Origin of the sequence: Pseudomonas sp. AU12215, from assembly GCF_001675465.2 — a bacterium.
Lineage (GTDB): Bacteria > Pseudomonadota > Gammaproteobacteria > Pseudomonadales > Pseudomonadaceae > Pseudomonas > Pseudomonas nitroreducens.
Map to the genome: position 1 here is coordinate 116,899 of NZ_MACM02000141.1, position 12,242 is coordinate 129,140.

The 12,242-nt window shown below is 62.0% G+C and carries 22 protein-coding genes; 8 read left to right on the top strand and 14 right to left on the bottom strand.

All coding sequences use genetic code 11. The annotated features are described in order from the left end of the window. Positions 1–3: 3 nt before the first annotated feature. The 13 genes from A9513_RS20470 to A9513_RS20530 form a co-directional block, all read right to left on the bottom strand. The gene (locus tag A9513_RS20470; RefSeq protein ID WP_065085428.1) at positions 4–504 is read right to left on the bottom strand and encodes a terminase small subunit; all 501 of its coding nucleotides are present in this window, start codon (positions 502–504) and stop codon (positions 4–6) included. 102 nt (positions 505–606) lie between these two features. Then, on the bottom strand, positions 607–945 hold the full coding sequence (locus A9513_RS20475) for an HNH endonuclease (RefSeq protein ID WP_065085429.1): 339 nt from the start codon (positions 943–945) through the stop codon (positions 607–609). Between the two features lie 3 nt (positions 946–948). Beyond that, positions 949–1,278, bottom strand: coding sequence for a phage holin, lambda family (locus A9513_RS20480; RefSeq protein WP_065085430.1), 330 nt, complete (start codon positions 1,276–1,278; stop codon positions 949–951). A 185-nt stretch (positions 1,279–1,463) separates the two neighbouring features. Next, a complete protein-coding gene (locus A9513_RS20485) occupies positions 1,464–1,838 on the bottom strand; it encodes an antiterminator Q family protein (protein ID WP_065085431.1) in 375 nt (124 codons plus the stop codon). Beyond that, a complete protein-coding gene (locus tag A9513_RS20490; protein WP_065085432.1) occupies positions 1,835–2,413 on the bottom strand; it encodes a recombination protein NinG in 579 nt (192 codons plus the stop codon). The genes A9513_RS20485 and A9513_RS20490 overlap by 4 nt, the downstream gene beginning before the upstream one ends. A 2-nt stretch (positions 2,414–2,415) precedes the next feature. Continuing rightward, positions 2,416–2,730: a hypothetical protein gene (locus A9513_RS20495; RefSeq protein ID WP_065085433.1), complete on the bottom strand. Its 315-nt coding sequence runs from the start codon at positions 2,728–2,730 to the stop codon at positions 2,416–2,418. Beyond that, positions 2,708–2,995, bottom strand: a complete 288-nt coding sequence (locus tag A9513_RS20500; protein ID WP_065085434.1) for a hypothetical protein — start codon at positions 2,993–2,995, stop codon at positions 2,708–2,710. Before A9513_RS20500 ends, A9513_RS20495 begins: the two co-directional genes overlap by 23 nt. Next, positions 2,982–3,224: a hypothetical protein gene (locus tag A9513_RS20505; RefSeq protein WP_255302879.1), complete on the bottom strand. Its 243-nt coding sequence runs from the start codon at positions 3,222–3,224 to the stop codon at positions 2,982–2,984. The genes A9513_RS20500 and A9513_RS20505 overlap by 14 nt, the downstream gene beginning before the upstream one ends. Beyond that, positions 3,217–4,080, bottom strand: coding sequence for a hypothetical protein (locus A9513_RS20510; protein WP_065085435.1), 864 nt, complete (start codon positions 4,078–4,080; stop codon positions 3,217–3,219). Before A9513_RS20510 ends, A9513_RS20505 begins: the two co-directional genes overlap by 8 nt. Further along, entirely contained in the window at positions 4,067–4,906 is an 840-nt protein-coding gene (locus A9513_RS20515; protein ID WP_065085436.1) for a helix-turn-helix domain-containing protein, read from the bottom strand. The genes A9513_RS20510 and A9513_RS20515 overlap by 14 nt, the downstream gene beginning before the upstream one ends. After that, on the bottom strand, positions 4,903–5,637 hold the full coding sequence (locus tag A9513_RS20520; protein ID WP_065085437.1) for a phage antirepressor KilAC domain-containing protein: 735 nt from the start codon (positions 5,635–5,637) through the stop codon (positions 4,903–4,905). Before A9513_RS20520 ends, A9513_RS20515 begins: the two co-directional genes overlap by 4 nt. Positions 5,638–5,705: 68 nt before the next feature. Then, positions 5,706–6,137 carry a phage regulatory CII family protein gene (locus A9513_RS20525; RefSeq protein WP_065085438.1) on the bottom strand — a complete coding sequence of 144 codons (432 nt, stop codon included), beginning with the start codon at positions 6,135–6,137 and terminating at the stop codon, positions 5,706–5,708. A 64-nt stretch (positions 6,138–6,201) separates the two neighbouring features. Continuing rightward, the gene (locus A9513_RS20530; RefSeq protein WP_065085439.1) at positions 6,202–6,462 is read right to left on the bottom strand and encodes a hypothetical protein; all 261 of its coding nucleotides are present in this window, start codon (positions 6,460–6,462) and stop codon (positions 6,202–6,204) included. Here A9513_RS20530 and A9513_RS20535 point away from each other — a divergent pair. After that, a complete protein-coding gene (locus A9513_RS20535) occupies positions 6,461–7,402 on the top strand; it encodes a S24 family peptidase (protein WP_083196174.1) in 942 nt (313 codons plus the stop codon). The two genes, A9513_RS20530 and A9513_RS20535, sit on opposite strands and share 2 nt — an antisense overlap. A gap of 2 nt (positions 7,403–7,404) precedes the next feature. Here A9513_RS20535 and A9513_RS20540 read toward each other — a convergent pair whose 3' ends face one another. Next, entirely contained in the window at positions 7,405–7,776 is a 372-nt protein-coding gene (locus A9513_RS20540) for a DUF1654 domain-containing protein (RefSeq protein WP_065085440.1), read from the bottom strand. Between the two features lie 721 nt (positions 7,777–8,497). On the opposite strand from A9513_RS20540, the gene A9513_RS20545 reads away from it, so the two are divergent. The 7 genes from A9513_RS20545 (at position 8,498) to A9513_RS36160 (ending at position 12,225) form a co-directional block, all read left to right on the top strand. Continuing rightward, positions 8,498–8,704 carry a hypothetical protein gene (locus tag A9513_RS20545; RefSeq protein ID WP_065085441.1) on the top strand — a complete coding sequence of 69 codons (207 nt, stop codon included), beginning with the start codon at positions 8,498–8,500 and terminating at the stop codon, positions 8,702–8,704. A 120-nt stretch (positions 8,705–8,824) separates the two neighbouring features. After that, complete coding sequence (locus A9513_RS20550; protein WP_065085442.1) at positions 8,825–9,301, top strand: DUF1566 domain-containing protein; 477 nt, start codon at positions 8,825–8,827, stop codon at positions 9,299–9,301. A gap of 56 nt (positions 9,302–9,357) precedes the next feature. Beyond that, a complete protein-coding gene (locus A9513_RS20555; RefSeq protein WP_065085443.1) occupies positions 9,358–9,711 on the top strand; it encodes a four helix bundle protein in 354 nt (117 codons plus the stop codon). Positions 9,712–9,973: 262 nt separating this feature from the next. Next, complete coding sequence (locus A9513_RS20560; protein ID WP_065085444.1) at positions 9,974–11,089, top strand: RNA-directed DNA polymerase; 1,116 nt, start codon at positions 9,974–9,976, stop codon at positions 11,087–11,089. A gap of 217 nt (positions 11,090–11,306) precedes the next feature. Further along, positions 11,307–11,567: a hypothetical protein gene (locus A9513_RS20565; RefSeq protein ID WP_065085445.1), complete on the top strand. Its 261-nt coding sequence runs from the start codon at positions 11,307–11,309 to the stop codon at positions 11,565–11,567. Beyond that, positions 11,567–12,064: a hypothetical protein gene (locus tag A9513_RS36155; protein WP_176707269.1), complete on the top strand. Its 498-nt coding sequence runs from the start codon at positions 11,567–11,569 to the stop codon at positions 12,062–12,064. The genes A9513_RS20565 and A9513_RS36155 overlap by 1 nt, the downstream gene beginning before the upstream one ends. Next, positions 12,061–12,225, top strand: coding sequence for a hypothetical protein (locus A9513_RS36160; protein ID WP_176707270.1), 165 nt, complete (start codon positions 12,061–12,063; stop codon positions 12,223–12,225). The genes A9513_RS36155 and A9513_RS36160 overlap by 4 nt, the downstream gene beginning before the upstream one ends. The last annotated feature ends 17 nt before the right edge of the window (positions 12,226–12,242 follow it).

Below are 12,242 nucleotides of genomic sequence, written 5' to 3' on the forward strand. Positions count from 1 at the left end.
GGGTTACCCCTTCACGACTTTGAGCGGCGGCTTGCTCTGCTTGTACTTGCCAGCGCCGGCTTCCTTCGCGGCTTCCTGCTTCGCTTCCTTCTTGCCCTGGTCGCCCTTCTTGCCGTGCACATAAGGCATGGCGGTCTGGGCAGCGTTGCGTCGGTCGAAAACTTTCGCCCGCGGCTCATTCATCAGGGCCAGCAACCACTCCAGGGGATCTCCCGTGTTCGGCAGGCAGGTCAAGAATTCGCCGTCGGACTCATCGCCTTCGGGCAGATCGTCAACGTCATCAGGGGGCGGCTTCCAAGACTTCGCCGATCGCGTCTTGCCCTTAACATTCAGCTCGGCTGTTAACGCCTCAATCGCGGCGATGATCTTCGGATCTTTGGCCCACCGCGAACCCGACACGGAAGCGCTGGAGCCCAGACACCCAGCGGCCTCGGCCGCTTCTTTGTTGGACGCACCACGGGCCTTTGCGTCAACAAACCGTCGCTGTTTGTCTGTTAACGCCATTAACAAAAAACCTTGGGGGTGGAAAAAATGTGCGAATGGGATCGGAGGCGGTCTAGCTGAGCGCCAATCCCCATAATTCGATCCCCCCCTACCCTGGGAGGGTCAGCGACCAGCTCGCGCCGCCGCTTCCTCGCGCTGCTTGTCCGAGTCGTGGCAGGGCTTGCAGAGCGGCTGCCAGTTCTCCTGGTCCCAGAAGAGCTCCGGGTCACCGCAGTGCGCCACCTTGTGGTCGACGACACTGGCGGCAGAGGTCATGCCCTTCCGCAGGCAGTAGACGCACAGCGGGTGATCCCGCAGGTACGTCTCACGCGCCTGCTGCCATCGGTAGTCGTAGCCGCGCTGACTTGAGGTCAGGCCGGCACGCCAGGAGCCAGGCGAAGCGGTGGCAAGCCTGGGGCGCTGTTCCGCCAACTTGGGGCGAAGCGTCTTCAGTCGAGCCATGGGTCAACTCTCGCGGCGCGGAAGTTTCCAATCGGCGAAGCGGTCAGCGATCTCGGCCAACTTCTTCACACCCAGGAAGCCGGTGAAGACACCAGCAGCAGTGGCCATGTTCGATGGCAGGCCGGCCCACTCCAGGACTGGGATCAGTCCGAGGGTGATCAGCGTGCAAAGCGCGGCTTCGAGCAGCGCCTGGCGACGAGTGCCGCCACCGTAGATAACCCGGATCAGGGCAACCAGGAAGGACAGAGCGCCGGCGTACAGCACAGGCGAGTGCTGGCTCAGCCAGGCGAGGACAAGCGCCCACGTCTCTGGTTTGTCGGGCATGTTGGCCATCTCGTTATCCCCTCTGCGGGGCGGAAATGAAAAAGCCCAGCGCGAAGGCTGGGCTCAGAAAAAGCCCGACTCAATGGCCGGGCTGGATGTCGTGCGAAGGTTCGCCGAAGCGGCAAAACCGCAATGTGACACAAACTCTATCTGCGCTGATTATCACTGTCAATACGTCCAGCCTGTATATACCCTCAGGCCGCCTTTCGGTCATCCATCAGGAAGCACGCCGTGATCGCCGACAGCCCAGCGCGAACCAGCATCCGAGCGTCCGCATAGCTACGGTCCATTCGGTCACCCACCTCGCGATAGGTGAGCCCGTGGACGAAGTAATAGGTCATGCTCTCAACCACCTCTGGATCATCCGCTACCAAGCTGGCGAGGTAGCGATCCACCTGCAGGGCTCGGTCATCACTGATCAGCAAGTCGGGTGACTTGAACCGCTTTTCGTTGGCCGGGTTGCGCAACATGATCGCCAGCAAGGGTGACGCGCAACGCGGCACGCCGTTGTCTCGCCACACCCAGAGGCCGTACTGCTCCATCAGGAACTCGGTCGCTTTGATCTTCATGCTGCTCCCCTTTTCAGCTCGCGCACCTTGGCGCGGAAGTGGGCCTTCAGGGCCTTGATCTGTTCAACGCTGAGCTTCAGCGGTTCGTGCTTGCCTTCCAGGCGCGCCACTCGATCAGCGCCGATGCGCTGGATGAGGCGGATTCGGTACTCCAGGATGTTTCCGGACAGCTGCGTGTTGCAGGGCGAGCACTGCTTGTGGACGTTGTCCTCGTCGAAGCGCAACTCTGGGCAGGCGCCAACCGAGCGGTAGTGGCCGGCGTCGTACTTGCCTTGGTGGTGGCGGTCACAAGAGATGCAGGGCTTGTCGGCGTCGCGCAGGCGGATGTACTCGTTGAAGGCCTGCTGAGCCTCCTTCAGGTGATCCGCCCTGCTCTTCAGCTTCTCCTTGCGCTCCTTGATCTCGCGCCGCTCCCGGCGCTGGAACGCCACCCGATCTTTCTCGCGCTGCGCGGCGACCAACTTCAAACCACAAAGCGGGCTGCATACAGCCTGCAACTGGCGATCTGGACTGAACGGCGCTCGGCATTGCTTGCACTTCTTCGCATTGGGCTTCTTCTGCAGGGCCTGTCGCATGGTCAGTCCCCACTGAAGTGAGAGCCGCCTGGGCCCTTCTGGTTGTTCCACTCGCTTTCGTTGTTGCCAGCGATGACTGCGATGCGGATGCGCTCGGACAGGTCGTTCTCGGCCTTGTTGGCGCGCTGACCGAGCGCCCAGGCAAGGTCCTGAATGCTCACGCCGATCAGACCGCGAGCCACCCAGCCAACGCCGCCGCAGTCGTCACAGGGGAGTTGGTAGAAGACACCCTGGACTGTGCCGGTGCCTCGACAGGGGCGGCAGCGCTCAACCTCGATCTGCTCCCGCTTGAACTCAGGCCCGTGCTTCTTCGGCATGCGACCTCCGCTTGATCTCTTCGTCGATGAGGTTGCGCTCGAAGCGTATGTCTCGACCTTCGGCTTCCAGCTTGCGGATGCGACTCCAGTCAGTCTTCGCAACCCTGGTAGCTCGGACCTTCGAGCCGCCGTGAGTGCGCTTCATGGAGACGCCTGCTGCGAATTGCTGACAGTCCATGTTGAGCTTGTGCCGATCAGCTGCATCTGCCTTGGCAGCAAGCAATTGCTCCTGGGTCATGGCGACGACCTGCTCACGCGTCAGCATGAGTCACCTCGCTGGCCTGCATATCAGCCTTGATGATCGCCACCACCTCGTCGCGGGTGGCCAAGTAGAACGAGGGCTCTCGTCCGCCGGGGCGTGTCACCGTGTAGCGGGTTTCCGGCAGCCGGCACACAGCGACGGTGTAACCGGCATCGGTCATCCAGCAGTCAGCAACCTGACTACCGTCTGCGTTTCGTTTGGCGCGCAACTTCAGGGGCGTCAACTCAGGCATTCGGCACCTCCTGGGCGCGTTTGGTGATTTCGATGATTTCGCCAGCGAGCAACTGATCTGCCTGGGCCTGGGCAACCAGAAGCCCCTTCAGCAGCCGGACCGACCTGGCCTCGCTTCGTTCGCGCAGCTCGGTACGCTGCTCGTCGGTCATATCCATGCGGGATGCCCGGCGCTCTTCGGCACGCTCACGGCGCAGGTGATCCAGGCCGGTACGGAGCGCCTCCAGGCGTTCGCGAATTGCGGCGGGTGCCTGGACAGAGTCGCCGGTCAGCAGGCCAGCGATGGCCCTGCCGCCCTCGCCCGCAGGCTCCAGGTTGTGATGGGTGAGCAGCAGGGTTGCAGTGGGCGCAGGAAGACGCCCCAGCACGCGCGCCTCCTCGATGGCGCGAGCCCGGCTGTTCTGGTCATGCCCCAAGGACAGCGCCCAACTCACCGGACGCGCTTCTTGGCGGGCGGCGAGCGTGAAGCGCTCGTAGGCCGAGATGAACGCCATCCGGGCACCCACCTTGTCGCCGGCTTCGTAGATCGGCGTCGCCGCGGCCGCCGCCTTCTGAATTTCCGGCGTCATGAGCACCGTCTCGGCCTCGTCCATCGACTGCATGGCGATCGCCCATGCCTCGTTCGGCTCGGGGCGGCCATCGGCGCCGTGGACCCGCTGCAGGATCGCCGCCAATGTGAGCTTGCCGGTCAGCTCACGACGGCACGCGCGCAGGGCATTGGCGATCAGCTCGACAGGATGCTCGGCCAGGTCCTCAGCGATCATCTCGGCCGCATTCGCGCTCATCAGCTGCCCTAGTACCTCAGCGGTGGCCACTATGGCCATGGCCAGTTCGGCCTTCTGGTCAGAGGAAAGCATTCTTGCCGCCCTCCCCCTTGCCGCGCAGGTTCTGGGCCGCCGTCAGCGCGGCATTGGCGTTCGCCTGGGTCTGCTCGATCTGGCGGGCGGTGGTCCCGTTGACCTGGGAGCCGGTCGCCCACTGGGTGCGGTACGACTCCGCCTTGGCCAGCAGCGAACCCAGGTCGTGGCAATTGCGGATCAGGTAGGCGTCGTTGATGCCGACGAAGTAGGCGGCCACCGCCGGGGCCTCAGCCGCTCCCAAGCGCTTCAGCAGGTCCCGCACCTGGGTGTTGACCTTGGCATTGCGGACAGGGTCCGTGCCGTAGCGGTTGTTGTACGCCGCCGCATAGGCCGACCAGATTGCCCGGCAGTCTTCCTGCCGCACAGCCTTCTCGTCGGGCTGGCCGGAATCGGCCGGCAAAAGGTTCCCTGTTGGTTCTACTGACGGTTCTATTACGGTTCTGGGTGCAGATGCTGCGGGGGTGGGGTGCACATCCTGCGGGGGTTGGGGTGCATCAGGTTCGGGGGTGGGTGCATTTGCTGCGGGGGTGCATTTCTTGCGGGGGCGCACCTTCTGCGGGGGTGCAAATGCTGCGGGGGTTACGGTGAACATGGTCGACCGACCTTGACGCCCCTCGATCCGCAGCACCTTGCACTCGCTCAGCACCTTGATCGCTTGCTGCACAGCGCGCTCGGAGAGGCAGGTGCGCTCACCGATCTTCGCCACCGAAGGCCAGCACACACCCTCGTCGTTAGCGTTGTCCGCCAGGCTGATAAGGACGGACTTCTGGGCAGGGGTGAGCCCCTGGAGCGGCCAGCAGGCCGACATGATGATCGTGCTCACTGCGCGCGCTCCAGTTGGTGCTCGGCCCAAAGGCTGGCAACCCACTGCACGCCCTTCGTAGTGAACCGCGCCTGTGTGTAGGCGTGGCTGTTGTGCTCGCTGGTGCCCGTCCTGGTCTCGAACCGGCCGGCGGCGATGTGGTTGCTGTGAGCGGTGAGCGCCACGTTCAGGTAGTACATCACCTTCTTGCGGATCAGCATGTCACGCAGCTGGTGCTCATTCGCCTTCAGCAGCTTCGCCACCTGGCGGAAGCCCATCGAGCCCTTCGTCTCGACGTAGCGGTCTACAAACTCAACCTTTGGCGCGGCGATCATCAGGGCCTGCTCGGCAACCTGACGCTGCTCGAACTGAACAGCCCAGGCCCTGGCGGCCTCTGCCGGGTTGGCGAAGTTGGGCAGTGCAAGCGCCGGCGCCTGCATGGATTCCAGCTCCTGCCACCGATCAACGATCTTGGCAGTGAACTCGGGCGACAGGCGCGCGACCAGCACCAGGCTGTCGCGCTTGGACAGCAGATGCTCGGGGTACTCCTGGCCGTTCTGTTCATGGACGTAGGGGGTCTCCACAGATTGTGTTACCCCCTGTTCGACCAACTCCCGCGCAGTGCGAAGTACTTGGTCATGGCGCCGACCAGTGAGCTCGGCGATCTCGCGCGACGTCATCGTCATGCGCGCCACGTTTTGCACAAGGTGATTTCGTGGCGCGGTGTTGCTGGTATCAGAAGTGATGTGCATACTGCCTCCTGTGTTCTGAACCCCGGCGCCGTGTCCCCACACCTGGCCGGGGTTTTTCTTTTCTGGCGTCAGGCAGCGCTGACGGATGCTTCCATCTCGTCCAGGCTCGACCGGACGTGTGCGAGCTCTTTGCGGATCGAGGCCTTCTCGATCTGGGTGACATGGCCGTCCTGCAGGGCGGTATGCACCGCGATGGTCAAGTCGGAGACCTCCTTCCCGACCGTCAGCAGCGAGGCAGTCAGGCCAACCGGCTTGGGCTGGTCCTTCTTGACGACTGCCAGACCGAACTCCCCCGCCAGCGCATTCAGGACCAGCTCTCGAGCTTCGTCCGGAAGGTGAGTCAGGATCTGGCCGAACATCTCCACGCTCATGCGATGGCTGTCCCGGTTTGGATTGGCACAATCCAGCAGTCGGGTCTCATTGACCCCCATGCGCTTTGCCAGGGCGGTTCCGCCTTCCGCTTTCACTGCCCGGTGCAGGGCGCGCTCGAACTCTTCCATTGCGAATCTCCGATTTTTTTCGCGTAGCCCCAGCGGCAGGCCGGCGGCAATATGTGGTTACAAGTCAGGCGGCAGAGCGACCCGGAGCAGCGCTGCTGCGAAGCTCGGAAGGGTCAACCAGTTCGCCTCTCGCCTTGGCCAGATCAGCGATACAGTCGGCGTAGTTGGTTTCCCCGGTGTACTCGGTGCGCGGCAACTGATTGCGCTGCACCCACTTGTCCACGGCCTGGCGCGTTTTCTTGCAGGCCTTGGCAACTGCGATCGCCCCGCCCGCTCGAGTGACCGCTTCAGCTACCGGGCCACCAACGGAAGAAGGATTCTTCATGGTCAACCTCTCTTATCAACCCTCAGTTGATATTAAACATCAACTGACTGTTGCACAAGCTTCATGCAAGCATCAACTAATGGTTGAGTCTCAAGACATCCGCGACGCTTTCGCAGCTCGCCTGAACAAAGCTCTCGATGGCGCCTCTGGTGTCAGGGCTGAGCGCGGGCGCAATACAGACCTTCACGCTGAGCTCTCGAAACTCGGCGTCAGCGCTACGAAGCAAGCGACGCACAAGTGGCTGACCGGGGCTTCTATCCCTGAGCGCTCTCACATCGAGAAGCTGGCGAAGTGGCTTGGAGTTCGTACCGAATGGCTGGAATACGGCCATGGCGAGATGAAGGAGATCTCCGCGGCAGCCCCGTCATCGGCCGACATAGTTCGCAAAATGCTTGAGAAGCACGGCAAGTCGCTAACCGCGGACGCCAGGAACAAGATAGTCCAGGCCGTTGAGTCAGAATCGGCGCCGCTAGCCTCTCTGGCAGATGATGAGCTGGCTGTCATTCGTGTGCGTCCTGGAGAGTTGTCCATCCCGCAATATGATGTGCGCGGATCGATGGGCGCCGGCCAGATTCCGGATGATTACGTGCGCCACATCCGCAACGTCATCATCTCCGAGGACATGGTTCGAGAAATGGCGCTGACCTACACGTCGCCCACCAATCTCTGCTTTATGACCGGCATCGGCCAGTCCATGGAGGGCACCATCAACGACAAGAGCCCTTTGCTGGTCGATCGCGGCGTCCAGTCGTTCATCGGCGATGGGGTCTATGCCTTCACGTGGGAAGGATTCTTCAACGTGAAGCGCCTCCAGCTCCTGGACTCGGAACATGTGGAGATCATCTCCGACAACCCGACGTATCAGCCCAGGAAAGCGCGCATCGAGGACCTATTTGTGCATGCGCGCGTTCTGGTTGCCTGGAACGCCAGGAAGCTCTAGCGCTAGAACGGTGATGGCTGCTGCATAAGTTGCTGGAAGGTGACCTCTGGCGCGAGCTCCGTCCTTATCATCGTGAGCTCATCCACATAAGACACGTCTTCCGGAGGCATCTCTTCCTCCTGATCAGCGGCAGTCCACTGCAGCTGAACCGTCCCATCTTCGTTGTGTGTCACCTCAAGACCGTCAGTCTCGGCCAGCTCCCCCATCACCTGGCTCCACGCCGCATCCGTATCGCTGTCGATTCGCCAGATCGTCGCGCGGTGCGCCGCCTGCGCGCGGGGGCTGTGGATCATCTCGGAAATTCGCAGGCGCAGACGGTCAACAGGACTGCTAGACGCCGTGTCTCGGGACACCTTCTTCGGTTGCTTTGCCATCACATAGCTCCATGCCAATGCTGTATGTACATACAGTATTTGAGCGTCCTCGCCTGATCAAGAACCTTTGGTTGAATTAATTTTATCTCCTTAAAAATCAATCAGTTGACCTACATCAGCCAAAATATCAACTATTGGTTGTTGACTGATTGCAACTTACGGTTGATATTTAGGTCACGCCAGCACACCGGCGCCAGGCCACCGAGCCGACCGCTCTTTAACAACGCACCCAATGACGAATACAGCACCTGCCGCTACCGGCGACCGGCGCACCCATCTAGAGGCCAACTGAGGGGCTGAAGGGTGGAGCGCGGCGAAACGCCAAACCGTGTGAATGACCCGGCAAGCAGGTGTGAGGACCAGAACCACCAGTAGTGGACTGGGGAGACACCGAATCGAATTAGCGCGCCAAGCCTCGGCGAAAGGCGCGCCGTACCTCTCGTCGTGTGCCCTACACCAACTGGGCACCGGGGCTGCACGCGGCGAGTTGCATATGCCCGATGACCATGGCGAAACGAGAACGACGCGCACGGCGCCATGACCAGGGAAGCCCCAAGCCAACCGACCTTAAGGCCTGAGCTGCACGCATCGGCGGCGGGCCATACGTACATCGCTGAGCATGCAGCCGCGCAAGATCCCAGCAGGTGCGAGCGGCACCAATGCATCACTGAAGCGCCTTCCCCAGAGGGCGCTTTGGGATGACAACAGGGAGGTAAAGGAAATGGCTCAATTCAACATCGACGCACACCTGAGCAACGGCAAGCGCCTTCAGTGGCTGGCCATACCCGACGAGGGCGAATCCCTCCAGGACGTGGTTCAGCAGGTGAAGACGGCGGCCGCTCGCAAGTTCGGCCTGGCAACTCCCCTGCGCCGCTGGACCATCATCCGCGCCAGTAACGGAGTGGTCACCGTGTCCATGCACATGTAGGCATCACTTCTGCCGCTTCGCTGAGGCGGCAGCGGGATGCCTACCAGCATCAATCCCCCTTGGTATTGCCCGGCTTCGGCCGGGTTCTTTTTAAGCCCAGTCGAGCACAAGGACATCACCATGACCGAGATCATCACCAGCATCACTGCTGCAGAACTTCCCGCTGTTGGCCAGCCCCTGGCCGGCGGCATCTTCGTTGGCCGTTACTGGGCGGGCAAACAAGCCCGCGCCCTGGTGTTGCTGGGCGCGGAGCACGAATTCGAAGGCGCCTGGGGCGAATACGGCCAGGACATCGCCGGCACCCACTGGGTAGATGGCGAGACCAGTACTCGAGCCATGGCCGAGGCCGGTAGCGAGATCGCGAAGAAGGCACTGGAACTCGGCGCCTTCATCCCTTCCTGCCTGGAAGGTCAGCTGATCATGGCGGCCAAGCATGCCGGCGCGATCACTGACCTGCGCGAGGACCGCTTCTACTGGCTGAGCACGCAGTACTCCGCCTACTACGCCTACGGCATGGCCTTCGAGGGTGGCTGGCAGAACTACAACGACAAGGGCAACGAGCGCCTCGTGCGCCCCGTCCGCAGGAAATTCCTCTAGTCCTTCAATCCTTCATTCATGGGCGCGTATGCGCCCTCGCTTTTTGAGGTGCCAGGGTGGCGCTGCATACCGATCTTGAGATTCACCGTAGTGCCGAGGAACTGCTCGGCGTTGTCCTCAAGCTAGTCAGGCATATCCCAAGGGACATGAAGCAGCTAGTCGGTGGGAAGCTCCGTGACGAAGCCCTGCAGGTGATGGTGCTGATTGGTCGGGCCAACATGGACCGGAATAGGCGTCAGCACCTGGATCTTCTCCTCGAAAGCGTTTGGATGATCAACCACCTGTTGCGCGCGATGGTGAACGAGCGATTCATCAGCATCCCGCAGCACGCTCAGGCCATGAAGCTAACCGCCTCAATAGGCCGCCAGGCAAATGCCTGGAAGAGAACCGCAACCGCGCCCGTTACCTGAGAGCTACGGCCCTCTTGTCTGCGCGCTGAATCTGGTCGTGCCGCTGCCCGCCCCGGGCACCGCCAAGCGCATCCACAGGGACCACCGGACACCGGCGAGGCCTGGCGCAGTTCCCCTGCTGAGCAATCGGCAGGGCGACGTGGATAGCACGATAGGTCGCAGTACTCCGCCAACAACGCCTACAACATGGACTTCGAGAATGGCTGGCAGAACAACAACGACAAGAACAACGAGCGCCTCGTGCGCCCCGTCCGCAGATTCAATGGTTGCACCCTTTACGTTCGAAGAGCTGGCCCAGGCCTACTTCGACTGTCGGCGCCACAAGCTCAACACCAACAGTGCGCGCCGGTTCGAGCTGAACCTGGAAGAGAACCTGCTGGGGCTCTACGAAGAGCTCCTCGGCGGAACATACAAGCCGGGCCGCTCCATCTGCTTTGTCATAACCAGGCCAAAGCATCGCGAGGTATGGGCTGCCGACTTTCGGGATCGCATTGTTCATCACCTGCTCTACAACCATATCGGCGCCGACATAGAGGCGAAGTTCATCGCCGACAGCTGCGCCTGCATTCCAGGGCGCGGCACCCTGTACGCCGCCGAGCGCCTGGAGGCGAAGGTACGGAGCGTGACGCAGAACTGGAGCCGCCCAGCGCATTACCTGAAATGTGATCTAGCGAACTTCTTCGTGGCCATCGACAAGCGCGTGCTGACCAACCAACTGGTGCGCCTGATTGACGAGCCCTGGTGGCGCCAACTGGCGCTCCAGATCCTGTGGCACGACCCGCGCGCCGACTACGAGGTGCGCAGCCCCAGAGGCCTGTTCAACAAAGTGCCACAGCACAAGCAACTGACGGCGCAGGCGGCACACCTTGGACTCCCCATCGGCAACCTGTCCTCTCAGTTCTTCGCCAATGTGTATCTGAACGAGCTGGACCAGTTCGTGAAGCACCGGCTGCGGGCGAAGCACTACATCCGCTACGTGGACGACTTCGTGTTACTCCACGATTCCCCGCAGCAGCTGAACGCCTGGCTGGCAGAGATCGAGGCCTTTCTGCCAAGCCTGGGCGCCAGACTCAACCCGAAGAAGACCATCCTGCAGCCGGTAGAGCGCGGCATCGACTTCGTGGGCCATGTCATCAAGCCATGGCGCCGCACAACTCGTGCGAGAACAGTGAAGGAAGCCATACGGCGAGTCGCTGCAGCTGCGCCGGATGACCTCCGCACTATCGCCAACAGCTACTTCGGGCTGCTGCGGCAGACCAGTCACTCACACCGGGACCGTGCCGCACTTGCCAGAGCGGTCCTGGCCAGGGGATGCCCAGTCAGCGGAGCGCTGACCAAGGCCTATCAGCTAACTAAGAGGGAGGATGCAGCCATGTAACCGACAGCCCTGGTAGTTCGGCAACAAGCCGGGCGAGCCGCGAAACGCTCACCGACATAAGGCGGACGTGAGCGCCGGAAAGGCCCTGTCGGACGGGCCTTTCCACCTTCCATTCCCTGATCCCTTTCGAGAGCACTCCTCCGCGGCGCCAACCGGCGCACAGCCGCGCGCTGGAGTGCTGCCCAAAGGAAGCCACCACCCAGACGAGGTGATCGCCATGCAACAGCTGAACACTCGCCCGCAGCTGGCCCAGCTGCTGACCCTGTCCGCCGCAGCGCGCGCCGCATTCGAAGAGCGCCGCACCGTCGTAGTGGAAAAGCCTGCCTACCAGATCCGCCCCTCTGGCCGCGGCTTCTTTCACATCATCGACACTGCAACCGACAAGGTCGCCAGTTTCCGTCGTGATTACCAGGAAGCGATTGCTCGCGCTGAGCAGCTAACCATCCGCAAGCGCGATGACATCGGAGCGGAAGGCTGATGGCCAAGTCCCAGAAGGAACGCAGCAAGGCCTCTGCCGAAAAGCGCCAGCGCCTGGACGAAATCGAGCTGCGGCACCAGGTGCGCCATGGCACTCGGGCGATGCTGGAAAACCTAATGCTCTGGCATGGCCTGCTCGAGATCAGCGAAGCGGTTCAGTTGCTCATCCTGAATACTCACGCCCTGGGAAAAGAAGCCTCCGCGAAGTTCTTCATCGACCGAGGCTCAGGTGGCGATAACTGCAACGAACTGCTGCGCCACAGGTTGCGCCCGGGGCCGAGGCAGGTCTTCGCCGATCTGATGGGCTGGCATGGCATCGAGGAGATCTCCGAAGCGGTTCAGCTCCTGATCATGCATGCCCATGACCTGGGCCAGGAAGGTTCGGCTCCCCTCCTCGCTATTCCGCGCCACGATTTCACACCATCGGAATTCGTGGCGCGTCAGCTCGAAAGGCTCGGCCGGAAGGAGGCTGAGCTTCTCGACCGGATCGAGTCGTGAGCCGGCCTCTCTGCCTTCACGTTGCCTACTACCAGGGGCGCAAGGCCCGCGAAGAAGGCCGCCCATGCCTTCCGCCGCACGGATTCAGCGCGGCCAGCTTCTGGTGGGTAGCCGGCTGGAACGACCGCGACATCGAGTGCCACGCCCTCGACGCTGCATAACCCTATTACCACGCCAT

Excerpts from the sequence above, each read along its gene's own strand:
- A9513_RS20560 (WP_065085444.1), top strand. The coding sequence starts at position 9,974 with ATGGTTGCACCCTTTACGTTCGAAGAGCTGGCCCAGGCCTACTTCGAC.
- A9513_RS20470 (WP_065085428.1), bottom strand. The coding sequence starts at position 504 with ATGGCGTTAACAGACAAACAGCGACGGTTTGTTGACGCAAAGGCCCGT.
- A9513_RS20535 (WP_083196174.1), top strand. The coding sequence starts at position 6,461 with ATGGTCAACCTCTCTTATCAACCCTCAGTTGATATTAAACATCAACTG.
- A9513_RS20500 (WP_065085434.1), bottom strand. The coding sequence starts at position 2,995 with ATGCTGACGCGTGAGCAGGTCGTCGCCATGACCCAGGAGCAATTGCTT.
- A9513_RS20565 (WP_065085445.1), top strand. The coding sequence starts at position 11,307 with ATGCAACAGCTGAACACTCGCCCGCAGCTGGCCCAGCTGCTGACCCTG.
- A9513_RS20545 (WP_065085441.1), top strand. The coding sequence starts at position 8,498 with ATGGCTCAATTCAACATCGACGCACACCTGAGCAACGGCAAGCGCCTT.
- A9513_RS36155 (WP_176707269.1), top strand. The coding sequence starts at position 11,567 with ATGGCCAAGTCCCAGAAGGAACGCAGCAAGGCCTCTGCCGAAAAGCGC.
- A9513_RS20490 (WP_065085432.1), bottom strand. The coding sequence starts at position 2,413 with ATGCGACAGGCCCTGCAGAAGAAGCCCAATGCGAAGAAGTGCAAGCAA.
- A9513_RS20480 (WP_065085430.1), bottom strand. The coding sequence starts at position 1,278 with ATGGCCAACATGCCCGACAAACCAGAGACGTGGGCGCTTGTCCTCGCC.
- A9513_RS20550 (WP_065085442.1), top strand. The coding sequence starts at position 8,825 with ATGACCGAGATCATCACCAGCATCACTGCTGCAGAACTTCCCGCTGTT.
- A9513_RS20485 (WP_065085431.1), bottom strand. The coding sequence starts at position 1,838 with ATGAAGATCAAAGCGACCGAGTTCCTGATGGAGCAGTACGGCCTCTGG.
- A9513_RS20505 (WP_255302879.1), bottom strand. The coding sequence starts at position 3,224 with ATGCCTGAGTTGACGCCCCTGAAGTTGCGCGCCAAACGAAACGCAGAC.
- A9513_RS20520 (WP_065085437.1), bottom strand. The coding sequence starts at position 5,637 with ATGCACATCACTTCTGATACCAGCAACACCGCGCCACGAAATCACCTT.
- A9513_RS20530 (WP_065085439.1), bottom strand. The coding sequence starts at position 6,462 with ATGAAGAATCCTTCTTCCGTTGGTGGCCCGGTAGCTGAAGCGGTCACT.
- A9513_RS20540 (WP_065085440.1), bottom strand. The coding sequence starts at position 7,776 with ATGGCAAAGCAACCGAAGAAGGTGTCCCGAGACACGGCGTCTAGCAGT.
- A9513_RS20510 (WP_065085435.1), bottom strand. The coding sequence starts at position 4,080 with ATGCTTTCCTCTGACCAGAAGGCCGAACTGGCCATGGCCATAGTGGCC.
- A9513_RS20525 (WP_065085438.1), bottom strand. The coding sequence starts at position 6,137 with ATGGAAGAGTTCGAGCGCGCCCTGCACCGGGCAGTGAAAGCGGAAGGC.
- A9513_RS20495 (WP_065085433.1), bottom strand. The coding sequence starts at position 2,730 with ATGCCGAAGAAGCACGGGCCTGAGTTCAAGCGGGAGCAGATCGAGGTT.
- A9513_RS20475 (WP_065085429.1), bottom strand. The coding sequence starts at position 945 with ATGGCTCGACTGAAGACGCTTCGCCCCAAGTTGGCGGAACAGCGCCCC.